This is a genomic window from Paraplanobispora siamensis, assembly GCF_016863175.1.
Taxonomy (GTDB): Bacteria; Actinomycetota; Actinomycetes; order Streptosporangiales; family Streptosporangiaceae; genus Planobispora; species Planobispora siamensis.
In genome coordinates this window covers 21,629-43,522 of the sequence record NZ_BOOJ01000068.1, presented here as the reverse complement: position 1 = coordinate 43,522, position 21,894 = coordinate 21,629, and the positions used below count along the sequence as shown (strand labels likewise).

General features: G+C 71.3%; 25 protein-coding genes. 13 read left to right on the top strand and 12 right to left on the bottom strand.

The genetic code is table 11. From position 1 onward, the window contains the following. Positions 1–210 precede the first annotated feature (210 nt). Both Psi01_RS35965 and Psi01_RS35960 read right to left on the bottom strand, forming a co-directional pair. Positions 211–444, bottom strand: coding sequence for a DUF3073 domain-containing protein (locus Psi01_RS35965; RefSeq protein ID WP_203878538.1), 234 nt, complete (start codon positions 442–444; stop codon positions 211–213). A 149-nt stretch (positions 445–593) separates the two neighbouring features. Then, positions 594–1,697, bottom strand: a complete 1,104-nt coding sequence (locus Psi01_RS35960; RefSeq protein ID WP_204068627.1) for a Leu/Phe/Val dehydrogenase — start codon at positions 1,695–1,697, stop codon at positions 594–596. Between the two features lie 218 nt (positions 1,698–1,915). Here Psi01_RS35960 and Psi01_RS35955 point away from each other — a divergent pair, with 218 nt between their 5' ends. After that, positions 1,916–2,773, top strand: coding sequence for a DUF8083 family protein (locus Psi01_RS35955; protein WP_204068626.1), 858 nt, complete (start codon positions 1,916–1,918; stop codon positions 2,771–2,773). A gap of 318 nt (positions 2,774–3,091) precedes the next feature. Continuing rightward, the gene (gene bldC, locus Psi01_RS35950) at positions 3,092–3,295 is read left to right on the top strand and encodes a developmental transcriptional regulator BldC (protein ID WP_013133571.1); all 204 of its coding nucleotides are present in this window, start codon (positions 3,092–3,094) and stop codon (positions 3,293–3,295) included. Between the two features lie 257 nt (positions 3,296–3,552). Here bldC and Psi01_RS35945 read toward each other — a convergent pair whose 3' ends face one another. Further along, positions 3,553–4,242 carry a TetR/AcrR family transcriptional regulator gene (locus Psi01_RS35945; protein WP_239128277.1) on the bottom strand — a complete coding sequence of 230 codons (690 nt, stop codon included), beginning with the start codon at positions 4,240–4,242 and terminating at the stop codon, positions 3,553–3,555. Between the two features lie 157 nt (positions 4,243–4,399). Between Psi01_RS35945 and Psi01_RS35940 the strand changes: the two genes are divergently transcribed. The 5 genes from Psi01_RS35940 to Psi01_RS35920 all read left to right on the top strand — a co-directional run bounded on the left by Psi01_RS35940 (position 4,400) and on the right by Psi01_RS35920 (position 9,303). Beyond that, on the top strand, positions 4,400–5,485 hold the full coding sequence (locus Psi01_RS35940; protein WP_204068625.1) for a LacI family DNA-binding transcriptional regulator: 1,086 nt from the start codon (positions 4,400–4,402) through the stop codon (positions 5,483–5,485). A gap of 111 nt (positions 5,486–5,596) precedes the next feature. After that, the gene (locus Psi01_RS35935; RefSeq protein ID WP_204068624.1) at positions 5,597–5,866 is read left to right on the top strand and encodes a hypothetical protein; all 270 of its coding nucleotides are present in this window, start codon (positions 5,597–5,599) and stop codon (positions 5,864–5,866) included. Between the two features lie 63 nt (positions 5,867–5,929). Continuing rightward, positions 5,930–6,877: an N-acetylmuramoyl-L-alanine amidase gene (locus tag Psi01_RS35930; protein ID WP_204068623.1), complete on the top strand. Its 948-nt coding sequence runs from the start codon at positions 5,930–5,932 to the stop codon at positions 6,875–6,877. A 121-nt stretch (positions 6,878–6,998) separates the two neighbouring features. Further along, positions 6,999–8,675, top strand: coding sequence for a beta-N-acetylhexosaminidase (locus Psi01_RS35925; protein WP_204068622.1), 1,677 nt, complete (start codon positions 6,999–7,001; stop codon positions 8,673–8,675). A gap of 109 nt (positions 8,676–8,784) precedes the next feature. Then, positions 8,785–9,303 (top strand): NUDIX hydrolase, encoded by a 519-nt coding sequence (locus tag Psi01_RS35920; protein ID WP_204068621.1) that lies wholly within the window; start codon positions 8,785–8,787, stop codon positions 9,301–9,303. Positions 9,304–9,497: 194 nt separating this feature from the next. Here the strand turns inward: Psi01_RS35920 and Psi01_RS35915 are convergent, their stop codons facing one another. From Psi01_RS35915 to Psi01_RS35895, 5 genes are read right to left on the bottom strand one after another with little or no spacing between them, the layout of a single operon-like run. Continuing rightward, positions 9,498–9,701, bottom strand: coding sequence for a heavy-metal-associated domain-containing protein (locus tag Psi01_RS35915; protein WP_204068620.1), 204 nt, complete (start codon positions 9,699–9,701; stop codon positions 9,498–9,500). A gap of 41 nt (positions 9,702–9,742) precedes the next feature. Further along, positions 9,743–10,810, bottom strand: a complete 1,068-nt coding sequence (locus Psi01_RS35910) for a quinone-dependent dihydroorotate dehydrogenase (protein WP_204068619.1) — start codon at positions 10,808–10,810, stop codon at positions 9,743–9,745. Positions 10,811–10,821: 11 nt separating this feature from the next. Further along, entirely contained in the window at positions 10,822–11,157 is a 336-nt protein-coding gene (locus Psi01_RS35905) for an STAS domain-containing protein (protein ID WP_204068618.1), read from the bottom strand. Then, positions 11,154–11,861, bottom strand: coding sequence for a GAF and ANTAR domain-containing protein (locus tag Psi01_RS35900; RefSeq protein ID WP_204068617.1), 708 nt, complete (start codon positions 11,859–11,861; stop codon positions 11,154–11,156). The genes Psi01_RS35905 and Psi01_RS35900 overlap by 4 nt, the downstream gene beginning before the upstream one ends. A gap of 44 nt (positions 11,862–11,905) precedes the next feature. Beyond that, positions 11,906–12,376, bottom strand: a complete 471-nt coding sequence (locus Psi01_RS35895; RefSeq protein ID WP_204068616.1) for a GAF domain-containing protein — start codon at positions 12,374–12,376, stop codon at positions 11,906–11,908. A 211-nt stretch (positions 12,377–12,587) separates the two neighbouring features. Here Psi01_RS35895 and Psi01_RS35890 point away from each other — a divergent pair, with 211 nt between their 5' ends. From Psi01_RS35890 to Psi01_RS35880, 3 genes are all read left to right on the top strand, one after another. Continuing rightward, a complete protein-coding gene (locus tag Psi01_RS35890) occupies positions 12,588–12,971 on the top strand; it encodes a hypothetical protein (protein WP_204068615.1) in 384 nt (127 codons plus the stop codon). 128 nt (positions 12,972–13,099) lie between these two features. Beyond that, complete coding sequence (locus Psi01_RS35885; RefSeq protein WP_204068614.1) at positions 13,100–13,831, top strand: phosphatase PAP2 family protein; 732 nt, start codon at positions 13,100–13,102, stop codon at positions 13,829–13,831. A 123-nt stretch (positions 13,832–13,954) separates the two neighbouring features. Then, the gene (locus Psi01_RS35880; protein ID WP_239128283.1) at positions 13,955–14,599 is read left to right on the top strand and encodes a phosphatase PAP2 family protein; all 645 of its coding nucleotides are present in this window, start codon (positions 13,955–13,957) and stop codon (positions 14,597–14,599) included. Here Psi01_RS35880 and Psi01_RS35875 read toward each other — a convergent pair. Both Psi01_RS35875 and Psi01_RS35870 read right to left on the bottom strand, forming a co-directional pair. Continuing rightward, complete coding sequence (locus tag Psi01_RS35875) at positions 14,568–15,071, bottom strand: isochorismatase family protein (RefSeq protein ID WP_204068612.1); 504 nt, start codon at positions 15,069–15,071, stop codon at positions 14,568–14,570. The genes Psi01_RS35880 and Psi01_RS35875 overlap by 32 nt on opposite strands. Before the next feature lie 139 nt (positions 15,072–15,210). Then, positions 15,211–16,209: a phosphotransferase gene (locus Psi01_RS35870; RefSeq protein ID WP_239128275.1), complete on the bottom strand. Its 999-nt coding sequence runs from the start codon at positions 16,207–16,209 to the stop codon at positions 15,211–15,213. A gap of 85 nt (positions 16,210–16,294) precedes the next feature. Between Psi01_RS35870 and Psi01_RS35865 the strand changes: the two genes are divergently transcribed. Then, positions 16,295–17,572: an epoxide hydrolase family protein gene (locus Psi01_RS35865; RefSeq protein ID WP_204068611.1), complete on the top strand. Its 1,278-nt coding sequence runs from the start codon at positions 16,295–16,297 to the stop codon at positions 17,570–17,572. 117 nt (positions 17,573–17,689) lie between these two features. Here Psi01_RS35865 and Psi01_RS35860 read toward each other — a convergent pair whose 3' ends face one another. Further along, the gene (locus tag Psi01_RS35860) at positions 17,690–18,160 is read right to left on the bottom strand and encodes a MarR family winged helix-turn-helix transcriptional regulator (RefSeq protein WP_204068610.1); all 471 of its coding nucleotides are present in this window, start codon (positions 18,158–18,160) and stop codon (positions 17,690–17,692) included. 75 nt (positions 18,161–18,235) lie between these two features. Here Psi01_RS35860 and Psi01_RS35855 point away from each other — a divergent pair, with 75 nt between their 5' ends. Both Psi01_RS35855 and Psi01_RS35850 read left to right on the top strand, forming a co-directional pair. After that, positions 18,236–20,335 carry an MMPL family transporter gene (locus Psi01_RS35855; RefSeq protein WP_239128273.1) on the top strand — a complete coding sequence of 700 codons (2,100 nt, stop codon included), beginning with the start codon at positions 18,236–18,238 and terminating at the stop codon, positions 20,333–20,335. 36 nt (positions 20,336–20,371) lie between these two features. After that, complete coding sequence (locus Psi01_RS35850; protein ID WP_204068609.1) at positions 20,372–20,713, top strand: cupin domain-containing protein; 342 nt, start codon at positions 20,372–20,374, stop codon at positions 20,711–20,713. A gap of 38 nt (positions 20,714–20,751) precedes the next feature. Here Psi01_RS35850 and Psi01_RS35845 read toward each other — a convergent pair whose 3' ends face one another. Next, positions 20,752–21,495 (bottom strand): maleylpyruvate isomerase N-terminal domain-containing protein, encoded by a 744-nt coding sequence (locus Psi01_RS35845; RefSeq protein WP_204068608.1) that lies wholly within the window; start codon positions 21,493–21,495, stop codon positions 20,752–20,754. Positions 21,496–21,894 lie beyond the last annotated feature (399 nt).

Genomic DNA, 21,894 nt, shown 5'->3' with positions numbered 1-21,894 from the left:
TGATTCCGGGTGTTCACCGGTGGCGGGGCCTCCCCGCCACCGGACCCGTCACGTGGCCTGTCCCGGGACCCGTCACATGACCGGAAAGAGCGCGGAAACGCGAAAGAGCGCTCCGGACCTGCGAAGCGCTGAACGGGGATCGGTGCATATGGAGAGGACACCCGGTGGACCTGCCCCGGGTGCCCTGCTCACGACCAAACGGAAAGCCGCCTACCGACGGCCGGGCGGGTTGTCGTCCCGGTCGTCCTCGGAGTCGAAGTCATCGGCGTAATCGGCATAGCGATCCGCCAGATCATCGTAGGAGTCGTTGGCGTCGTCATTGTGGTTGGAGTCATCCCTGACTCCGAGCTCGTCACGAAGACGCTCAAGATCAGTGCCACCGCTGTTGTACTTCAGCTGGCGAGCAACCTTGACCTGCTTGGCCTTTGCTCGGCCGCGCCCCATTGGCTCGACCCCCTCGTGTGGGGCCGATCTGGCCCCTCGTCGCTAACGCACCACGCACTGACGCCGCCTGACTTGAGACGTCAGCTCTCGTTCGACTACAACCGTACCTGTTTTGCGCCCGGCTCGGTACGCCGTATGAGCGCGAGGGACTAGTGGCCCAGCCAAATGCCCCTGATCCGCCCAACATCCGACATTCTGCGCTCGGCTAGCCTATCCGCTGCGACCGCCGGAGGAACGCCGTCCTCCGCCGCCGTGGCGAAAATCTTGAGCGTGGTGTCGTAGATCTTGGCGGCCTTTGCCTGCGCGCGGTCCATGTCGAACCCCTGGATCTCGTCGGCGACCTGGATCACGCCGCCGGAGTTGACCACGTAGTCGGGCGCGTACAGGATGCCGCGGTCGGCGAGCTGCTTCTCCACCCCCGGGTGGGCGAGCTGGTTGTTGGCCCCGCCGCAGACGATCGCAGCCCGCAGCCGGGCGACCGTGTCGTCGTCCAGGGCCCCGCCGAGGGCGCACGGCGCGTAGACGTCGATGCCGGCCGAGGTGAGCTCCAGCTTGTCCGCCACGACGTCCACCCCGGGGTGGCGCCGGCGCACCTGCTCGACGGCCCGCTCGCTGACGTCGCAGACGACGACCTCGGCGCCGTCCTCGAGGAGGTGCTCCACCAGCCGGTGGCCCACCTTGCCCACGCCCTCCACGCCGACCCGCCGGCCGCGCAGCGAGGGCGTGCCGAAGACGTGCTCGGCCGCGGCCCGCATGCCCTGGAACACGCCGAAGGCGGTCAGGATGGAGGAGTCGCCGGCACCGCCGTTGGCCGTGGTGCGCCCGGTCACGTAGGAGGTCTCGCGGGCGATGACGTCCATGTCCTCGCTGTAGGTGCCGACGTCGCACGCGGTGAGGTAGCGCCCGTTGAGCGACTGGATGAAGCGGCCGTAGGCCCGCAGCATCGCCTCGTTCTTGTCCTTGTCCGGGTCGCCGATGATGACGGCCTTGCCCCCGCCGAGGTCGAGACCGGCCAGGGCGTTCTTGTAGGCCATCGCCCGCGAGAGGTTCAGCACGTCCGCCAGCGCGGCCTGCTCGCTCTCGTAGGGATAGAACCTGGTGCCGCCGAGGCCTGGGCCGAGGGCGGTGTTGTAGATCGCGATGATCGCGTGGAGGCCGCTGCGCTCGTCGGAGCAGAAGATGACCTGCTCGTGCCTGGCCTGGCCGCTTACTGGGCCGTTCTCCTTGTGGGAGAGCCCGAAGACGTCCGTCACGGTGGTGACTCCTGGTCGTCCGGTCCGCCGCACCGTCGCGGCGGAGATCACTTCTCAGGGTAACCACAACTCTTCCCGGGGGAGGAGTGAAAGTCCCGTCGACCTGCCTGGACGCGACACGCCGGGGATCGCCCGGCCTGTTCTCCGGGCGCGTCCCCGGCCGCCGGCGGATGAGACGGTACCGGACAATGACGGGCTCTTCGTGGCACGATGCGAGCGTGCTGCCCTATGCCGCGTACCTCCGCGTCTACGAACCTCTGAGTGCCTTCAGCCCGTCGGAGCGCGTCTCATGGGAGACCTATGCCGGAGCGCGCGACCGGCCGCGCCGGGCGAGCGCGCTCCACGCCGAGCACGGGGAGGCGGTGGCGCGTCTCATCGGCAGACCGCCGATCCCGGCGCCCCCGCACGAGAGCCCCAACGCCTATCTCAGGCGCGTGGAGGACGTTCTGTACGTCTGTCCCTGGCAGAGCAGGCTCCGGTCCTGGCTGGCCTTCTCACGCTTCCGGGGCACGACCCCCCTGCGGCTGATGGAGCGGTTCGTGCCGATCACCATCGCCGAGCAGACCGCCGACGACTTCGACCGCTTCAAGCGGCGCAGCGGCTCGGCCGCGCTGCGCACCCACATCAGGACCTCGACCTGGCACGTTCCGACATCCTGGTTCGTCCCCTTCGACGGCAACGAGCGCTGGCTGGTCCTGGACGGCGAGCCGGCGGCCGGAGGCTCGTCCGCCTCCCGCAACCTCATCTACGTCACCTCCATGGCCCACGCCCGGCGGCGCACCGCCCGGGCGCTACAGATCATCCGCCGCCAGGTGGGAGAGGCCGGCGTCACCAGCGAGGTCGAGGACGTCGCCCGGTGGCTGGAGGAGTTCCACCCCCACTCCCTGGTCGAGCTCGACTACGGGGGCATCGTCCACCTCATGGACGACGAGAAGCTCCAGGCCGACCAGTCCGTGGCGGAGCTGGCCGCGGCGCTGACAGGTCTGGAGACGGGACAGGAAGAGCTCGCGTTCGCCATGTATCAGCGGGTGATCCTCCGCTGGAGGTCAATACAACTTCTCGAATCAGCAAACTGAGTCGCATATCACCCCTCTGACCTGCATAAGTGGGGCTGTCAACGTCCGGGGACGCATCTGCGAACTGAGTAGTTTGCCGTTTTCACTGCGATACCACGAAACGTGTCGCTAGAATCACCGAGCGTGACTACAGCGCGTACACAAGAGAGATGAGTCTCCCAAAGACTCGCCAATCGCCCTACGTAGCTGTATGGTCACATCGGGTGATGCCACATATGGTCCGAATAGCCGCACGCAAGGGGCCATAGAGGACATCCGTGACAAGCGTCAAATCGCAGGATCGCTGTCGCCGGTCCACACGGAGGAGAGGCCGCACAAATGTCAGCTCGTACACCTGAGGCCGAGCCGCTGCTCACCCCGGCGGAGGTCGCAACCATGTTCCGCGTCGACCCCAAGACCGTCACCCGGTGGGCGAAGGCCGGCAAGTTGACGTCCATCCGCACGCTGGGTGGGCACCGTCGCTACAGGGAGACCGAGGTCCGCGCCCTGCTCGCGGGAATCCCGCAGCAGCGCTCCGAGTAGGACGGGCTCGTCGGAGGCACGATCCGGGGGCACCACGCGCGCGCTCACAGAACGTGTGGGCGCGTAGGTCGGCTCATGTGGGAAGCGGCGTCGCCCGCCCGGCGCCGCCCCACAGATCGCCGCACCCGCCGGGGCGCCGCATCCGTCGCGGCGCCCGAGTCGCCTGGCGCCGTCTCCGTCGAAGGCCCTCAGGGCGACTCCCCGCAAGACCTGCAAGACCTTCGGAGCGATCCCTCAGGGCGACCCCTCATGGCGACTCAGAGTAACTGGTCGCGGACGAGCTCCTCGACGAGCCCTTCGACCTCCGGGTCGTGGTTCGCGGCCACCCCGAGCAGCGCCACCATGTGATCGACCAGCATGCGCTCCAGCACCGCCCGTTCGATGTCCCGGTGCTCCAGCCAGTCGAGACCGGCCGTCTCGACGGAGGCGATCCACGAGCGCAGCGTCATGCGCAGAGCGGGACCGGGCTCCTCGACCCGCATCTGCTTGGTGATCAGGTTGAACAGACGGTGCCGGACACTGTCGACGATCTCCCCGATCTCACCGCTGCGGTTGGCCGGGCCGCCCTTGAGCAGCGCGGCGAACCCCGCCGCGTGCTCCTCGACGAAATCGAAATAGCGCTCCAGCCCGGAGGCCAGCTCGTCCAGCGGGCGGCCGTTGCCCTGGGGACGCAGCCGGGTCTCCAGCTGGGTCGCGGCGCTCCTGAGCGCGGCGACGTAGAGCTCCTGCCTGCCGCCGAAATAGTGGTAGACCAGGGCCCGCGAGGCCCCCGCCGCCGAGGCGACGTCGTCGATGGAGACGTCTTCGGCGTCGTGCTTGCTGAACAGCTCCAGAGCCGCCGCCATGAGCTCCTCACGGCGCCGGTCGACGCTGAGCCTGCGCCGCGCCGGGCGTGCGCCGCCCGTCACCGGCTTGTCCTGCTTGGCCGCTCCGGATGTCGAACTCACATCCGCAGACTATCGGAGCCGGTGCCCGACAGCCGCACGGTCAAGATCGAAGGTAGATCGCGCCAAAGCCGTACCCGATCCGGAACTCGATCGTTTTGAGTGAGAGGGCATCCAGACACCCGCACAGGTGCCCACCCACCATTCCGGGGGAGAGGCCATGTCAGGACCGCCGGTCAACACCGCCGTCACCAGAGCCCGCGCGCTCGCCGTCACCGTCCCGCCAGACGGTTCCGGACCGCGCCCGCGGCCCACCATCCGCAACGTCGCCGAACGAGCCGGCGTCTCCAAATCGCTGGTATCGCTGGTACTGCGCGGATCACCGCACGTCAGCGAGCACCGCAGGCAGGCCGTGCTGCAAGCGGCCAGGGACCTCGGCTACCGGCCCAACGCGGTCGCGCGCAGCCTCGTCGAGGGCCGCACCCACCTGGTCGGCGCGCTCGTCGCCAACCTGCACAACCCCTTCTACGCCGAGTTCCTCGACGGCCTGCAGGAGAGCCTGCACGGCGAGGGGCTCCGGCTGCTCATCGGCAACAGCCAGTGGGATCCCGCGTTCGAGGACGAGGCCGTCGAGGCGTTCCTGGAGCTGCGGGTGGACGGGCTCGTCCTGCTCGGCATCCCGCCCACCAGCGAGACGCTCATCGAGGCCACCGCCTACACCCCGACCGTCGTGGTCGGCGAGCGCGACATCGACCTGGGCGGCGTGGACATCGTCGTGGACGACGACGAGCTCGGCTCCCGCCTGGCCGTCGACCACCTCGTGGAGCTCGGCCACCGCAGGATCGCCCACATCGAGGGCTCCTGCTCCTCCTCCGGCCGGTTCCGCTGCGAGGGCTACCTGGTGGCGATGCGCAGGCACGCGCTGGCGCCCTACATCACGGTCGAGCAGGCCGAGGCCACCGAGGAGGGCGGCGCGCGGGCCGCGCGGAGCCTGCTGTCCCGCGACCCCCGCCCCACAGCGATCTTCGCCGTCAACGACCGCGTGGCCACGGGCGTGCTGACCGCCGCGGCCGAACTCGGCCTGCGGGTGCCCGGGGACCTGTCGGTGGTGGGCTACGACAACTCCCAGCTGTCGGGCGCCCCGCCGATCTCGCTGACCACGGTGGACCAGCCGCGCAGGGCGATGGGCCGCTCGGCCGCGGCGCTGCTCAGCGACCGGATCACCGAGCCGGGCAAGGCCTCGCGGATGCGCCAGGTCACCCCGCAGCTGATCGTACGGCGCAGCACCGGCCCCATCGGATCGTAAACGGCCCGCCTGGAGCGTTACAGCGCTTCCAGGCGGGCACCAAGGCTGGGCAAACCCCCGTGGGTGACACGCAGGTCTGGTGTTCACTCAGGTCCTGATAAGGGGGTAATCATGCGTGATCCAGAACTGGTGTCATGCGCTCAGCGCGCCGCCTCCGAGCTGGAGCGGGCGTGGGCGCAGTGGCGCGCCGCCCGGGGCCGGCACGGGGATGCCGGAGCCGACTCCGTGGCCAGCTACGTGGCCCATTCGATCGACCATCCCTGGGGACGCCCGCGCGTGGTCCTCGGCGTGGACGCCGAGGACGCGCGGGAGCTGGCCGCGTTCCTGCAGAGACAGGAGGCGTTCCCGCAGAGACAGGAGATCGAGGAACACGTCTGGTGACATCCGGCCGCGGTCACGGCGTCGGGCCACGTACATTGGTGGGCTGACGGTTCCTACGGGGGGATGAACGTGACTGGCAGAGCGCTCACGGCGGCCCTTGCCCTCTGCGCCCTGGGTGTCACCGCCTGCGGCGGCGCCCAGGACGACACCGGCACGGGCTCCGCACAGGCCACCGGCCCCGCCGCGAGCCCGGCGCAGACCACGCCCTCCGGAGGATCTCCGGAGGAGACGGCCTCGCCGGGCTCCCCGGACGACACTCCCGCCCCGGACCCCACCGGCACGGCCGAGTCCGCGGATCCCGGAGCCTCCTCCGAATCCGCGGCTCCCGCGACCGGTGGGGCCGCCTCGCCGAAGCCGCTGGCCGGCAAGGTGGTGGTCGTCGACCCGGGGCACAACGAGAACAACTTCCGGCACACCGCCGAGATCAACCGGCTGGTCGACGTCCAGACCCAGAAGAAGGCCTGCGACACCACGGGCACGACCACCCCGAACGGCTACTCCGAGGCCGCGTTCACCTGGGACGTGTCCAAGCGGATGACCGCGCTCCTGCGGGCCAGGGGTGCGAAGGTCGTGCTGACCCGCACCCCGCAGACTCCGTTCGGCCCGTGCATCACCGAGCGGGCGGCGATCGGCAACCGGGCCCGGGCGGACGCGGCGATCTCGGTGCACGCCGACGGCTCGGCCGCGGGCAACCGCGGCTTCCACGTGATCATGCCGAAGAAGATCAGGAGCCAGACGGCCCGGATGGTCGCCGAGTCCGAGAAGCTCGGCCTGGCCGTCCGCAAGGCCTTCCGCGAGGGCACCGGCCTGCCGTACTCCACCTACATCGGCCGCCAGGCCCTCGACTACCGCAACGACCTGGGCGGGCTCAACCTCTCCACGGTCCCGAAGGTCTTCATCGAGACCGGCAACATGAAGAACCCCGCCGAGGCGCGGCTCTTCCGGTCCGCCGAGTTCCGGCAGAAGGTCGCGCTCGCGCTGGTCGACGGCCTGCAGGACTACCTGCGATAGACCCGCGGGATCTCCGGCCGGATGTCCACAGCCTGTGGACATCCGGCCGGACCCATGCCGCTATGCACAACATGTGGGCTCCGCGCGTGGCGTTCCCGGGCCGTTTTGGCATGATCGGGCCATGACCGACCTGCTCCCCCGTCCCCTGTCCGCCGAGCCCGGTTCCGGATCCCTCGACCTCTCCCCCGGCACCCCGATCTCCGGTCCCGCCGAGCTGGTGGACGCGGTACGGCTGGCGCTGGCCGTGCTGGACCTGCGGCCCGCCGGATCCGGTTCGGGGCCCGGTCCGGGGCCCGAGTCAGGGGCCGTGTCAGGGACGGTCGCGGTCGGGCACGACGCGTCGCTGGGCGCGGAGGCATACCGGCTGGAGGTCTCCGCCGGGGGCGTGCGGATCGAGGCCGCCGGCCCGGCCGGCGCGTTCTACGCCGGGCAGACGCTGCGCCAGCTCCTGCCCGACGCGGCGTTCCGCAACGTCCCGGCCGGCGGGAGCGTGCCGTTCGTCCGGGTGGAGGACGCGCCGCGGTTCGCCTGGCGGGGCGTGCACCTGGACGTCGCCCGGCACTTCCTGCCCAAGCGCGAGGTGCTGCGGATGATCGACCTCATGGCCGTGCACAAGCTGAACCGGCTCCACCTGCACCTGGTGGACGACCAGGGGTGGCGCTTCGAGAGCCGGACCCGTCCCCGGCTGCACGAGGTGGCCTCGCACCGGCCGCAGACGATCACGACTTACTACCACGAGGAGCCGGCCTACGACGGCGTCCCCCACGGCGGCTACTACACGCTCGACGACCTCACCGAGATCGCCTCCTACGCCCGGGCCCGCGCCGTGACGATCGTGCCGGAGATCGACGTGCCCGGGCACGCCTCGGCCATCCTCGCCGCCTACCCGGAGCTGGACGCGCGGGCGACCGGGGGACGGCGGCCGGAGCCGTTCACCGTCCTGGAGCGCTGGGGCATCTCCCCGGCGATCCTCTCCCCTCTCCCGCCGACGGTCGACTTCCTGGCCGAGGTGATCGGCGAACTGCTGGAGGCCCTCGGCGAGACGCCGTATGTCCACATCGGCGGGGACGAGTGCGTGCTCGACGACTGGGCAGCCTCGCCGGAGATCGTCGCCTACCTGGAGGAGCTGGGGCTGTCGAGCCTGCCCGAGATGCACGCCTGGTTCCTTCGGCGGCTCGCCGACGTGCTGGCCGAGCGGGGCAGCCGGGCGGTCGTGTGGGACGAGGCGTTCGTCAGCGGCATGCTGCGCCCCGACACGATCGTGATGCCGTGGCGCGGGCTCGGCGTCGCCGAACGCGCCGCCCGGGCGGGGCACGACGTGGTGCAGACGCCGATCTTCCCCCTCTACTTCGACTACGCGGAGGCGTCCTCGCCCGACGAGCCCGTCGCCATCGGCGACGCGATCACGGTGACCGACGTGGCGGAGTTCGAGCCGGTGCCCGGGACCTGGGGCGCGCAGGAGGCGCGGCACGTCCTGGGGGCCCAGTTCCAGCTGTGGAGCGAGCGTCTGCCCGACGGCCGGGCCGTCGACTACCGGGCCTGGCCCCGGGGCTGCGCGCTGGCGGAGGTCGCCTGGGCGGGATCGGCCGACGCCTCGTTCGGCGCCCGGCTGGAACGGCACCTGCGGCGGCTGGACGCGCTCGGCGTCGAGTACCGCCCGCCGTCCGGGCCGCACCCCTGGCAGCGCGGCGGGACCGGATGGCGCCGCCACCGCGCGGGGGTCATCAAGGTCGTCGAGAGCATGAAGCACGTGGAGGAGCTGACGCACGCCGCCGACTCCACCCGTCCCAGCATCTGACGTCCCGGCATCTGAGGTCCCGGTCTCCCACCTCCTCACCGGCCCGTACGGAGGCCACGCCGGAAAACGGCTGGTCGAGCCGGTGAGGGGCTGAGTACGCTCCCGAGGCATGAACAGCGCTCGCTCCTCCGACGCCGTCCGGCCTCCGGCCGCCGCCCCGTCCCCGGACGGGGGCACCGGTTCACGACCGAGGACGCCTTCGGTCTCGTGCGTGTTCGTCTGTCACGACGGGCGGGGCAGGATCCTGCTGGCCCGGCGCGGCGCCGGGGCCAGGGACGAGCCGGGGGTCTGGGACTGCGGCGCCGGGGCGCTGGAGTACGGCGAGTCCTTCGAGACGGCCGTCGCCCGCGAGGTGCGGGAGGAATACTCCGCCGAGGCTCTGGAGATCGAGACGATCGGCGTGCGCAACGTCCTGCGCGGCGACCCGGTCACCTCGCACTGGGTCGCCGCGGTCTTCGCGGTCAGGGTCGACCCCGGCGAGGTCGCGATCGGCGAGCCGCACAAGTTCGACGAGCTCGGCTGGTTCACCCCGGACGCCCTGCCCGCCCCGCTGCACTCGCAGTTCTCCGAGACCTTCGCCCTGTTCCGCGCCGGCCGTCCGGGGTCCGCGTCACTTCCCCCGGAGTGACGGTCCGCGCCGCCGTGGCGTGGCCCGCCGCAGACCTGACTCACCGTACGGCGTAGCGGCGCGCGGGCGGAAGCGCCCGAGGAGCGTGGGGCGACGGAGCCCGCCCCGGTCGGCGGGTGGCGGTGACCGGGGCGCAGCCGTACGTCCGGCGGCTCACCCGCCCTCAGACGCGGCCGGCGACCGTGAGTCCCGGGTCAGCCGGCGACTTCGTAGCCGGCCTCGGCGATCGCGGCGCGGATGGCCGCGTCGTCGGGGGAGTCGCCGCTCACCTCGACGCGGCCCGTCTCCAGGTCGACCTCGACCCCGGTGACGCCGGGGACCTCGCCGACCTCCTCCTTGACCGAGCTCACGCAGTGGCCGCAGGTCATGCCGGTCACGGTATACGTGGTCACACTCATGGCACCTCCAGTGTCCGCACCTTACCCACCCAGGGTATAACTCAGCTCGCGGTGCGGCCGATGATCTCGCGCAGATCTGTCACGCCGTGGCGGCGCATGCGGCGGGCGAGCTGCCGGTGGATCCGGTTGGCCCACAGGGGGCCGTGATAGATCAGGCCGGTGTAGCCCTGGACCAGGGTGGCCCCGGCCAGCAGGCGCTCCCAGACGTCGTCGACGTCCTCGACCCCGCCGACGGAGACGAGCACGAGCCGGTCGCCGACCCTCGAGCGCAGCCTGCGCAGCACCTCCAGCGAGCGCGCCTTCACCGGGCGCCCGGACAGGCCGCCGGTCTCGGTGCTGGCCACGCCTTCGCGGCTGATCGTGGTGTTGGTCGCGATGATGCCGTCGAGACCGAGTTCGAGGGCCAGGTCGGCGACCGCGTCCACGTCCTCGTCGGCCAGGTCCGGAGCGATCTTGACGAGCAGCGGGGTGCGCTTGGGGGTGCCGTCGGCCACCTCCTTGACCGCCTTGAGCAGCGGGCGCAGCAGCTCCACCGCCTGGAGGTTCCGCAGGCCCGGGGTGTTGGGCGAGCTGACGTTGACGACCAGGTAGTCGGCCAGCGGCGCCAGCTCCCCGGCGCTGGCCACGTAGTCCTGGACGGCCTCGGACTCGGGCACGACCTTGGTCTTGCCGATGTTCACCCCGACGATCGCCGGGACGCCCCTGACCCGGCTCAGGGCCCTGGCCGCGGCGCCGGCGCCGGCGTTGTTGAAGCCCATCCGGTTGATGATCGCCCGGTCGCCGGCCAGCCGGAACAGCCGGGGCCTGGCGTTGCCCGGCTGGGCGTGGGCGGTGATCGTGCCCACCTCGACGTGGCTGAAGCCGAGCGCGGACATGGCCTCCACGCACCCGGCGTCCTTGTCGAAGCCCGCCGCCAGCCCGAACGGGCCGGGGAAGTGCACGCCGAACGCCTGCACGCGCAACGCCGGGTCGCGCGGGGCGAGGCGGCGGTGGACCAGCTTCTTCACCACCGGCGTCACCGACAGCAGACGGAGCCCGCGGACCGTCAGGTGGTGCACGTCCTCGGGATCGAAGCGGCTGAGAACCTGGGTGAAAACGAATCGATACATCACCGGTCAGGTTAGTCCCCCGGAGCCGGGGATCCCGCGCCGACCGCCCATTCGATCGACAGGTACTGGTCGAACTCGATCAGCCGCAGCAGCCGCATCACCAACCGTGAGGGACGCACGACGGTGAGCGTGCCCTCCCTCGCGCGCAGGTGCTCGTCGGCCCACAGCAGCGTCCTGGCGCCCGCGCAGTCGAGGAACTCCACCTGGGACAGGTCGAGCTCGACCGCGGCCGAACCGACTCCGAGCAGAGCGCGCCGCAGTTCGACCGCGGCTACGGAGTCGAGGTCCCCCCGGACTGTGATCTCCGTGGTGCCACGGCCGGTCTCCCGCGAGGTGATGACGATCACCTCAACTCGCCCGCTCCCTCACCGAGTACCTCCGCCGCCAGGTCGGCGACCCTCCTGCGACTGTCCCTGGCCTGCTTGCGCAGACCGGTGAACGCCTGGGCCGCGGTCAGATCGTGCTTGCCCATCAGATAGCCGATCGCCCGCTCGATGACCACTCGATAGTCAAGAGCGTACTGGAGCTGATCGGCCAGGGCGCTCTTCTCCTCGGCCGCTATCGCGGCGGTGAGGATCTGCTCGATGACGTTGGCATAGGCGTAGAGCGCCTGGATGTCCGACTCGTCCCACTCGTACGGAGTCGACTGGTAGACGTTGAGCGTGCCCACCGGCTCGCCGCCGAGCCGTACGGGCACGCCGGCCACCGCCCGCACGTCGGGGTGGAGCCGTTCGGCCAACTCCGGCCAGCGGGGATCGTCGCGCACGTCAGTCGTCATCACGGCGGCGTCGCTTTCAAAAGTGGATATGCACGGACCTCGGCCGACGTGGAGCTGGGCGCCTTCAAGACTGCGTCCCGCATCGTCGGTGGCCACCAGATAACGCAACTCCTTGCTGTCCCCCGCGAACATCAATCCCGCGCCGGAGTACCCGAACAAGGTGTCCACCACTTCAACGGCCCGCTCAAGCTGATGGACGATGCCCGTCGCCGGGACGGTCATCTGGAGCCCTCTGAGGCTCGCGACCAGTGCCTCCTGGTCAATGTGCGTCATACGTGGGTGCCTTTCACAGCGTCGGCCCTATTACTGACTCAGATCTACGACTGCCCTGAGAAGGTTGACTTATGGGCGAGCGCCTTGAGGACCATCACCATGAGCTCGGCGAGCCGCCTCCCGGCACGCACCTTCGCGGGCTGCCATTCGTGGCTGACTCGGTCATAGAAGTCGAGGGAACCGATCACCCTGTCGTCCGCGTGCAGCGGTACGGACAGAACGGCACGCACGCCGGTCGCCTTCTCGGCCACGCCGGGGAAACCCGAGGGCCGGGCGGCACGCAGGTCGTCGATCACGATGTCCGTGTCGCGGCTGAGGCTCTCGAACGCGGGCCCCGCACCGGCCTGCTCCTGGGCCAGCTCCAGCCGCCGGCCGTCGGCGTCGGACCCGCCGACCGCTCGCGGCCGGTCGTGGTCGTCGATGAGCATGAGCGCGGCGCCGTCGGCGCCGAGGGCGTCGGCTAGGGCGTTCAACGTGCGGTCCACCACATGGGTGAATTCGACACCGTGGGTCATACGGGCTTCCTCCATGGCGAGGCAGCTCCGCGGACACAGGGCGGAATGGCTGGAGTAGAGCGTAGTGCGACCCGGTGACTCCGCCAAGCGATTCTCCGGCAGGGAGCCGGGTGCATGGGGATTCTCTCGAAAGAGATACCCGGACAATGCCACTCATGCCCGTCAATACCACGTTAAGCAAACGGCAAACGAAGATCGGCAAGCTGCCCGCATGAACACCTCTTCGCGTTCCGCCGTCGTCCGCCGCCGCCGCGCGCTGGCGCGCACCGTGCTCCACGACCTCGCCGAGACCGGGCACACCACCGTCCCGCCGTGGTGGCAGCCCGAGATCGAGCGGGAGTTCGGCGGGCTCGGCGGTTTCCTGGCGGAGCTGAGCCGCCAGTGGTGGACCGCCTACGCCGCCCACCTGGACGCGTTGATCGAGCTCGGCGCGGGCGACCCCTGCCAGGCGTGGGCCGACGTGACCGAGCGGCTGCCGCGGCTGCGGGCCGTCCTGGACGCCTACGCCGGCGAGCCCGCGCTCGCCGAGGCGGAACGGCGCCACGGCGACGTGCTGCGCTGGACCCTGCGCCGCGAACCGCGTCAGGCCGCCTGACCCACCGCACCGGGCAGCCCCGTCCGCCGCACCGGACCGCCCGGCCCACCGCACCGGACGGAGCCACGGCCCGGGTGATTTGTCACCTGGAGGGCGCATGAAACCGTGGTGTCGGGTAGCCATTGGTGATGGTCAGGTTGCTCCAACGTCAGGATCCAGATCACCGCCTGGGGGTACGGCTCACGCTGGCCACGCTGGCCGTCGCGCTGTTCTCCGTACCCTTCATGCTGCTGGCGGTGCTCGTGCTCGCGGCCTTCCCGCCGCTGTACACCTTCGACGAGGACATGGCCCGTCTGTTCCACGGGCACGCGATCTCCGTCTCCGGCTATCCGGACTTCCTCAAGGTGGCGACCGAGGTGTTCGGGCCGTGGACGTGGCGTGTCCTGGCGGTGCTGGCGGCGCTCTGGTTGTGGAGACGCGGATGGCGGCGCCTGGCCGTCTGGTCGGTCGTCACGATCACCGTCAGCGGCCTGCTGAATCTGGCGGTCAAGGAGCTCGTCGACCGCGCGCGTCCCGTGCTGCCCGACCCGCTGTCGTGGGCGCCGGGCGCGTCGTTCCCCTCGGGCCACGCCATGGCGGCGGCGACGGGGACGAGCATGCTGGTGCTCCTGTTGCTGCCCCTCCTGAAGAACCGGCGCCTCCACCTGGTCGCCTGGGTCGTCGCCGCGGCCATCACGGTGTTCGTCGCCTACACCCGGGTGGCGCTCGGCGTGCACTGGGTCAGCGACGTGGTCGCGGGGGTGGCCCTCGGACTGGCCACCGTGGCCGCCACGGCCACCGGGTACGAGACCTGGCGCCGCGACGAGGGCCGCAGGCCGGCTGTGCCGTACGAGGATGGTGTGGAGCCCGAGGTCTCCTAGGCCGCCGTAATACTTCGCGATGGACGTTCCTTGGGCTCCTTTTAGGGTAGCTCGCGCTCCATGTCGAGAATGTCGGTCGATTTCAAAGGCGCCGCTCGTCTGATCCTGCTGCCGTTGACCATCATGGCCATCCTGACGATCGGTGTCGGACTCCTGATCACCAAGGTGCTGGAGACGACCACCATCGGCGCGAGCGACCGGGGCGTCAACGAGGAGCTGGTCGGCAGCCGTACGGCCTTCTGGACCGACCTCACCGACGTGATGTCGGGCCTGTCGGACACACCGGTGATCGTCATCGCCACGGCCGTGCTCGTGGTCGTCTTCCGGCTGGTCTTCAAGCGCTGGAACGAGTCGATCTTCCTGGTGATCGCCGTCTGGTCCCAGTCGATCATCTTCCTGCTCTCGACCGTCCTGGCCGAGCGCGATCGCCCCTCCGTGCCGCGCCTGGACCCCGCGCCGCCCACCTCCAGCTTCCCCTCCGGGCACACCAGCGCGGCGGTGGCCTTCTACTGCGGGGTCGCCCTGGTGCTGACCGTCCACACCCACCGCTACAAGATCCTGAACGTGCTGTGGTGGGTGCTCGGGCTGGGGATCCCCCTGTCCATCGCCTACTCCCGGATGTATCGCGGCATGCACCACCTGAGCGACGTGAGCTGGGGCTTCCTGCTCGGCGTGGTGTGCGTCGCGGTGGCCGCCAACGCCCTGCTGCGGCACCCCGTGATCCGGGAGCGGAGGCTCAGAACGGTTCCGACGGCTCAGCCATCCTGACCCCCGCCGCGGCCAGCTCCTCCTCAACCTTCCGGGAGATGTCCGCGGCGGGTTCGCCGTCGTCGTAGGTCGCGTGGCCGCCGCGCACGAGCGTGACGGCGTGGCCGTGCTCCAGCGCGGCCAGGCAGGTCGACCGCACGCACCACTCGCTCTGCATCCCGGCCACCACGACGGACGCCGTCGGCGGGAGCAGCCAGGCCAGGCCGGTGCCGCGGAAGGCGTCCGGGGTGCCCTTGTCGACCACGCGCTCGCCGGGCAGCACCTCGTGGACCAGTTCCCAGCCCGGCGTCCCCGGAGCGTCGGGATCGCCCTCTCCCCCGTTGTTGCGCACGAAGATCACCGGAACGCTGGTCGCGCGGGCGCGCTCCAGCAACGCCTCGATCGTGGCCGAGACGGCCTGCGCCGCGGGCACCGGCGCGGGCGGCTGGAGCATGTTGCGCTGGACGTCGACGAGAAGCAGCACCTGGTTCATATGGGAACTCTAGTTCTAAACAGCCGGGCAGACCAGGCGTTCCCGGAAGGCGTGGACGTTTCCCCGACCGGCCACCGCATGATCATGAAGCTTCGCGGCGCGTTCACCGCCACGCGCCTCCGCCCCCGGGGGCCGGGCGTCACCGGAGATAGCCGCCGAGGTAGGTCCACGACGCCTCGATGTCCCCAGTGACCCGGTGCGGGCCGCGCAGCTCGGCCACGAAGGCGGCGATGTCGGCCAGGTCCCACCACAGCCGGTAGAGGGCCAGGGCCGACGGGTCGACGGGCCGGCCCGTCGCGCGGGTGTAGCCGGTCAGCAGGTCGTCGTCGCCGTCGAGCATCCACAGGTCCCGCTCCGGAGGGGCGAGCCGTACGGTGTCCCAGTCGACGAGGTGCAGGCCGGTCGCGCTCCTGATCAGGTTGCCCGGGTGCGGCTCGCCGTGGGTAACGACCGGGGGTGCGCCCGCGCGCCGTACCCGCTCGACGAGCCGGTCGAAGTCGCCGAGCAGGCGCTCGACGTGGCCGGCGCGGGCGGCCAGCAGGCGCCGGGTGGGCTCGGACAGCGGCCCGCCCGTCCAGGGACGGCCGAGGTCGTCCAGCGCCTCCCGGAGGCCCTCCCTGCCGGGCAGGGCCAGGTCCGCCGGCGGGGCGTCGGCCGCGACGGCCGGGGTGGCCCGGTGCAGCTCGGCCAGGAGTCCGAGCACCTCGGCCCGGTCCTCCTGCCGGTGCGCGCCGAACTGCCCGGACTGTCCCTCCAGCATGGGGAACAGCGAGACGGCGTGACGCGGGCCGAGCCGCCACACCGTCGCCCCCGTCCGCGCCGGGACCGGCGCGACCACGAACGCGAGGCCCGCGCGGCGCCGCAGGGCCAGCGCGGTGTCCAGCGCCCGCCCGAGTCCGCGGAAGGCCTCCTCCACCCCGCCCTCGCCGTCCCCGCTTTCCTCACCGTTCTCGCCGTTCTCGCCGCCGAGGTCGTCGACCGTCACGAACCACGTCCGTCCGTCGTCGCCGGTGGCGGCCCAGTGATGACTTCCGGCCCCCACCGGGAGGTAGCTCACAGACCGGGCTTCAAGCGCCCATCCGTCGGCCAGCGCCGAGACCAGCTCACTGTCGCGCACACCCTCCGGCCGATCTCTCATGAGCGTGATTATTCGGCACTCCGGGACGGTCATCGAGATCGCCGAACCCTTAGGACTTTCTCTGTCCTAACGGCTTCATAGCGTCATGGGTATGACGACCCCGCAGGACGGCATCCGTCCCTTCCGCATCGACATCCCGCAGGCCCGGCTCGACGACCTGGCGGCCCGGCTGGCCGGCACCCGCTGGCCCGACGAGCTGCCGGGCGTCGGCTGGAGCCGGGGGGTGCCGGTGGGCTATCTGAAGGAGCTCGCCGAGTACTGGCGCACCGGCTACGACTGGCGGGTGCACGAGGCCGCGATCAACGAGCACCCGCAGTACGTCACGACCGTCGACGGGCAGAACATCCACTTCCTGCACGTACGCTCGCCCGAGCCGGACGCCGTGCCGCTGTTGCTGCTGCACGGCTGGCCGGGCGGGGTGGTGGACTTCCTCGACGTCATCGGCCCGCTGTCCGACCCCCGCGCGCACGGCGGCGACCCGTCCGCCGCCTTCCACCTGGTGATCCCGTCGCTTCCCGGGTTCGGCTTCTCCACCCCGCTGGCCGGGCCGGGCATGAACGCGGCGAGGATGGCGGGGCTGTTCGTGCGGCTGATGGACCTGCTCGGATACGAGCGGTACGGCGTGCAGGGCTACGACACCGGTTCGTGGGTCGCCCCCGAGGTCGGCAAGCAGGCCCCGGAGCGCGTCGTCGGCATCCACGTCAACGCCATGATCACCTTCCCCGTCGGCGCCGAGGGCGAGATGGACGGCCTGTCGGAGGCCGAGCAGCGGCGCTGGCGGCGGATGCAGGACTTCAACGACGGCTACCTGCAGTGCAACGCCAAGCGGCCGCAGACGGTGACGTACGGGCTGCACGACTCGCCCGTCGGCCAGCTCGCCTGGATCGTGGAGAAGTTCAAGGAGCTCACCGAGCCGGAGGAGGGACTGCCCGAGGACAGCGTCGACCGCGACCGCATCCTGACCGACGTCTCGATCTACTGGCTGACCGGCACGGCCGGATCGGCGGCGCAGATCTACTACGAGGAGATCTCCGCCGGCGCGTGGAGCGAGAGCGCGGACGCGGGCGCGTGGAGCGAGGGCGCAGGCTGGGGCGAGGAGACGGGCGGGAGCACGGGCACGGGCGAGAGCGCGGGCTGGGGCGAGGAGACGGGCGGGGACGCGGGCGGCTGGGCGCCCCAGCGGGGGACGGTGCCGACCGGCGTGCTGGTCTCCGCCCACGACGTCACCGTCCGCCGCTGGGCCGAACGCGACCACGACATCGTGCACTGGACCGAGCTCGGCAAGGGTGGTCACTTCCTCTCGATGGAGGCCCCGGACCTGCTGGTCGGCGACGTCCGGGCGTTCTTCGCGAAGGTGCGCTGAGAGCGCCGCCCCGCGGACCGTACGGCTCACGCACTCGAACGACCTGCGCGTTCGGAGGCCTCCGCACGCTGGAAGGCCCTGCGCGCAACCGTACGGCCCGCGCGCTCGAAGGCATGGTCAGGGGGAACCCGGCGCGGCTCGCAACGCGTCCAGTTCCTCGTTCATCGCATCGAGAAAGGCGGCCACGATGCGCAACTCCTCCGGGCTGAACCGCCGCAGGGCGTTGTCGGTGCCGCGGCCGAGCGGCTGGAAGAAGGCGGCGGCGAGGTCCTTCGCCGCGTCGAGGTAGTGCAGGTGGACCACCCGCCGATCGTGCGCGTCGCGGACCCGGCGGATGTGCCCGGCCCGCTCCAGCCTGTCGAGGCACGCGGTGACGGCGCCCGAGGTGAGGTTCAGCTCCTCGCGCAGCCGGCTGGGGGTGATGGGCGACGGCGCGTCGAAGATCTTGACGAGTGCCTGGATGTCGGTGGTGTGCAGCCCGTGCTCGCCGGCGAAGTCGTGGGCGATGCGGTTGAACTCGGCGTTCATCCGGCGCAGCCGTACGCCGAAGGACTGCAGATCGATGTCCCCCCCGCTGTCGCCGTCCATGTCGCCATGCTACATTAACTCAATAATTAAGATTCTCAATAATTGAGTTATATGGGATGACACAGAGGTGATCTCATGGGCGGTCCCATGACGCGGCGGCCGGTCCGCTGGCTCGTTCCGGCGCTGCTGGTGCTGGTCTGGCTGGCCGTCGGCGGAGGGCTGGGCCCCTTCGCCGGCAAGCTCGCGGAGGTGTCCACCAACGACCAGGCCGCGTTCCTGCCCGCCAGCGCGGAGTCGACACGCGTGCTGGAGGTGCAGGAACGCTTCCGGCAGGGTGAGGCGCAGCCGCTCATCGTGGTGTGGACCGCGGACGGCAGGGACGTCACATCCGAACAGACCGGCGCGGCGACCGGGGTGCTCGCCTCGCTGCGCGGTACGGCGGGCGTCGTCGGAACCCCCACGCCCGCCATCCCGTCGGAGGACGGCCGGGCGCTGCAGGGCGTGGTCCAGCTCAGGCCCGATCTCGGCGACGCGCTCGGCGAGACCCTGGAACGCATCGGCTCGGCGGTGGCTGTCGACGGCCTGCGGGCCCAGCTCGCGGGGCCCGCGGCCACCCAGGCCGACCTGTCCGACGCCTTCGCCGGGATCGACGGCCTGCTGCTCGGCGTGGCACTGATCACCGTGCTGCTCATCCTGCTGGCGGTGTACCGGAGCGTGCTGCTGCCTCTCATCATCATCACCGGCGCGGTCTTCGCCCTGGGCTTGGCGTGCGCCGTGGTGTACTTCCTGGCCGACCGCGGCATCGTCCGGGTCGACGGCCAGGTGCAGGGCATCCTGTTCATCCTGGTCATCGGTGCGGCCACCGACTACGCGCTGCTGCTGACCGCCCGCTTCCGCGAGGAGCTGGCCACGACCGGCGACCGCTTCGCCGCGGGCCGCGTCGCGCTGCGGCGCTCGTTCGAGCCGATCGTCGCCAGCGCCGCGACGGTGGCCCTGGGCCTGCTCGCGCTGCTGCTCAGCAGCCTGACCAACAACCGCGCCCTGGGCCCGGTGGGCGCCATCGGCATCGCGTGCGCCGCCCTCAGCGCGCTCACCTTCCTGCCCGCCGCCCTGGTCCTGCTGGGCCGCGCCGCGCTGTGGCCGGCGAAGCCGCACCCGGCCACCGCCCGCGGGATCTGGGGCCGCGTGGCCGCCCTGATCGACCGCCACCCGCGCCGGGTCTGGATCGCGACCGCCCTGCCGCTCGCCGCCCTCGCCTTCTTCGCCCCGCAGCTGAACCCCGCGGGCGTGCCGCTGGACGAGACCTTCGTGAACGACGCGCCGTCGGTGTCCGCGCAGGCGACGCTGAGCGAGCACTTCCCCGGAGGCTCCGGGCAGCCCGCGGTCATCGTCGCCCCCGCCGGACGCGCCGCGGCCGTGGAGGAGGCGGCGCGCGGCGTCGAGGGCGTGTCCGAGGCCGCGGTGGTGACCCGGAGCGGACGGCCGGGAGACGATCCCAGGGTCGTCGACGGTCTCGTACTGGTGGAGGCGACGCTGAGCGACGCCCCGGACGGCGACGCCGCCCAGGACACGATCAAACGCCTGCGCGCCGTACTCGACGCCGAGAACGGCGTGATGGTCGGCGGGTACAGCGCCCAGCGCTACGACACGACGGAGACCTCCAAGAGCGACACGCTGCTCATCGTCCCGGTCGTCCTGGCGATCATCCTGCTCGTCCTGATCGTGCTGCTGCGCTCCCTGACGACGCCCGTCCTCCTGGTGGTCACCGTGGCGCTGAACTTCCTGGCCACCATCGGCGTCTCGGCGCTGGTCTTCACGCACGTGTTCGGCTTCACCGGCAGCGACGCGTCCGTGCCGCTGTACGGCTTCGTCTTCCTGGTCGCGCTGGGGGTGGACTACAACATCTTCCTGATGTCCCGGGTGCGCGAGGAGACCGTGCGCCACGGGGCCCGGGAGGGCGTGCTGCGCGGGCTGGTCACCACCGGCGGAGTGATCACCTCGGCTGGCGTCGTGCTCGCCGCCACCTTCGCCGCGCTGGTGGTGATCCCCCTGGCCTTCCTCGTGCAGATCGCCTTCATCGTCGCCTTCGGCGTCCTGCTCGACACCCTGGTGGTGCGGTCGTTGCTGGTGCCGGCGCTGGTACGCGAACTGGGCCCGCGCGCCTGGTGGCCCAGCCGCCTGGGCCGGACCGGGGCACGGGAGGAGTCCCGCGAGCTGACCACGATCCCGAGGTGACGTCCCCGGCGGCCGGCCTGCCGGTAAAGTCGCGGCATGGAGATCATCAAGGGTGCGGGCCAGTGGGCGCGACCGGCCGCCGGAGCCGCCAACGACTGGGTCGAGCACCTCAGGGTGCCGGACCTCTCCGTCGGCACGTACTGCATCCCGGCGGGCGGGGTCGACGACCAGAGCCCGCACACCGAGGACGAGATCTACGTGGTGACCGCGGGCCGGGCCCGGATCGTGACGACGAGCGGCGAGGCCGAGGTCGGCCCCGGTGCGGTGATCTTCGTCCCGGCGGGCGAGGAGCACCGCTTCGTGGACGTCACCGAGGACCTGACCCTGCTGGTCGTGTTCGGCCCGGCCTACGGCTCCCGCGGGGCCTCCCCGGCCTGACGGCCGGCCGGTCGCCGGGCCGGTCCTCGGGCCGGTCCTCAGAGGTAGAGCACGGACTCCACCAGGGCGCGGACGTCCGGGTTCCGGGACATGTCGAGCTCCCCGGCCGGCCGCCGCCCCCACAGCGCGAGCAGCCGGTCCGCGGCCGAGCACAGCACGACGGGCAGTTCGTCACCGGGAGGCGCCGTCTGGAGTGACGGCGTGGGCGCGACGCGCACGACGACGTCGTCGCGTCCCGGACTGCGCATCCGGAACGCGAAGCCGGCGGGGGCGCCGGCCGCCCTCGCCGCGCGGGTGGCGATCGACTCCTGCAGGGTGCTCATCACCGTCAGCACCTTGACCGCGTGAGCGGTCAGCTCGGGCTGCGCGAGCAGGCACCGGCCGACCTCGTCGTCGCCCACGAGGTCCCGGCGATGCAGGGCCAGCTCCGAACGGCCGTGCATGCGGAAATCGGCTCCCGTCATGAGCGCGCCGGTGAACTCCACCGTCCCGCCCGCGGCCGCCAGCGCCTGGACGGCGGCGTTCAGCCGTACACCCTCCAGCGCCAGCGCCGACAGCAGCTCGGGGTACGGCATCGCCGCATAAGCCGCCTCCCGCTCCGGGAACGGCCGGGTGGGCCGCCCCGGGACCCCGCGCAGCGCGTCCTCGATGAGCTCCGCCTCCTCCTTCGCCCCGGCGACGATGTGCGCCACGAGATCGCGTACCCGCCAGCCGTCACAGGCCGTCGGATCGTCCGGTTCCCGGGTGGTCAGCGCGTGCAGAAACGCGTTCGTCTCGTCCATGGCAGAAGCATCGGGTCGCGGACGTGCTCCGTACTTGCGGCCATCGGACTTCGTGATCCGCTGAGACGTCCCGGAAAGACCTGCGGGCCATCGCCGACGGCCTCGAACCCGGCGATCCCACCGGCGGGATCTTCGAGAACCTGCGCCTGACCCACCTTCCCTCCGGGGCGCACCCCCACGAGCCCGTCACCGTCGTGCGGCCACCCCGGCGCCTGGGCCCAGATGCAGTGGAACGGGGACCACGGCGCCTCGGTGCGGCTTCTGGCGGTACGCGGGACAGGTGCCGCGGACGCGGAGAAGCTGCTCGCCTGGGCCAGGGCCCACCAGCGCCTGTCCACCGGCACTCCGCGGGAGGTCGGCGGCAAACCGGGATACCGGGCCGTCCTGGCCGCCGACTCC

Bases quoted from the DNA above. Each gene is read 5' to 3' on its own strand.
- Psi01_RS35930 (WP_204068623.1), top strand. From the start codon at position 5,930: ATGAACGTGACTGGCAGAGCGCTCACGGCGGCCCTTGCCCTCTGCGCC.
- Psi01_RS35885 (WP_204068614.1), top strand. From the start codon at position 13,100: ATGGTCAGGTTGCTCCAACGTCAGGATCCAGATCACCGCCTGGGGGTA.
- Psi01_RS35875 (WP_204068612.1), bottom strand. From the start codon at position 15,071: ATGAACCAGGTGCTGCTTCTCGTCGACGTCCAGCGCAACATGCTCCAG.
- Psi01_RS35870 (WP_239128275.1), bottom strand. From the start codon at position 16,209: ATGAGAGATCGGCCGGAGGGTGTGCGCGACAGTGAGCTGGTCTCGGCG.
- Psi01_RS35925 (WP_204068622.1), top strand. From the start codon at position 6,999: ATGACCGACCTGCTCCCCCGTCCCCTGTCCGCCGAGCCCGGTTCCGGA.
- Psi01_RS35915 (WP_204068620.1), bottom strand. From the start codon at position 9,701: ATGAGTGTGACCACGTATACCGTGACCGGCATGACCTGCGGCCACTGC.
- Psi01_RS35890 (WP_204068615.1), top strand. From the start codon at position 12,588: ATGAACACCTCTTCGCGTTCCGCCGTCGTCCGCCGCCGCCGCGCGCTG.
- bldC (WP_013133571.1), top strand. From the start codon at position 3,092: ATGTCAGCTCGTACACCTGAGGCCGAGCCGCTGCTCACCCCGGCGGAG.
- Psi01_RS35920 (WP_204068621.1), top strand. From the start codon at position 8,785: ATGAACAGCGCTCGCTCCTCCGACGCCGTCCGGCCTCCGGCCGCCGCC.
- Psi01_RS35935 (WP_204068624.1), top strand. From the start codon at position 5,597: ATGCGTGATCCAGAACTGGTGTCATGCGCTCAGCGCGCCGCCTCCGAG.
- Psi01_RS35940 (WP_204068625.1), top strand. From the start codon at position 4,400: ATGTCAGGACCGCCGGTCAACACCGCCGTCACCAGAGCCCGCGCGCTC.
- Psi01_RS35850 (WP_204068609.1), top strand. From the start codon at position 20,372: ATGGAGATCATCAAGGGTGCGGGCCAGTGGGCGCGACCGGCCGCCGGA.
- Psi01_RS35895 (WP_204068616.1), bottom strand. From the start codon at position 12,376: ATGACCCACGGTGTCGAATTCACCCATGTGGTGGACCGCACGTTGAAC.
- Psi01_RS35855 (WP_239128273.1), top strand. From the start codon at position 18,236: ATGGGCGGTCCCATGACGCGGCGGCCGGTCCGCTGGCTCGTTCCGGCG.
- Psi01_RS35910 (WP_204068619.1), bottom strand. From the start codon at position 10,810: ATGTATCGATTCGTTTTCACCCAGGTTCTCAGCCGCTTCGATCCCGAG.
- Psi01_RS35865 (WP_204068611.1), top strand. From the start codon at position 16,295: ATGGGTATGACGACCCCGCAGGACGGCATCCGTCCCTTCCGCATCGAC.
- Psi01_RS35860 (WP_204068610.1), bottom strand. From the start codon at position 18,160: ATGGACGGCGACAGCGGGGGGGACATCGATCTGCAGTCCTTCGGCGTA.
- Psi01_RS35880 (WP_239128283.1), top strand. From the start codon at position 13,955: ATGGCCATCCTGACGATCGGTGTCGGACTCCTGATCACCAAGGTGCTG.
- Psi01_RS35965 (WP_203878538.1), bottom strand. From the start codon at position 444: ATGGGGCGCGGCCGAGCAAAGGCCAAGCAGGTCAAGGTTGCTCGCCAG.
- Psi01_RS35845 (WP_204068608.1), bottom strand. From the start codon at position 21,495: ATGGACGAGACGAACGCGTTTCTGCACGCGCTGACCACCCGGGAACCG.
- Psi01_RS35900 (WP_204068617.1), bottom strand. From the start codon at position 11,861: ATGACGCACATTGACCAGGAGGCACTGGTCGCGAGCCTCAGAGGGCTC.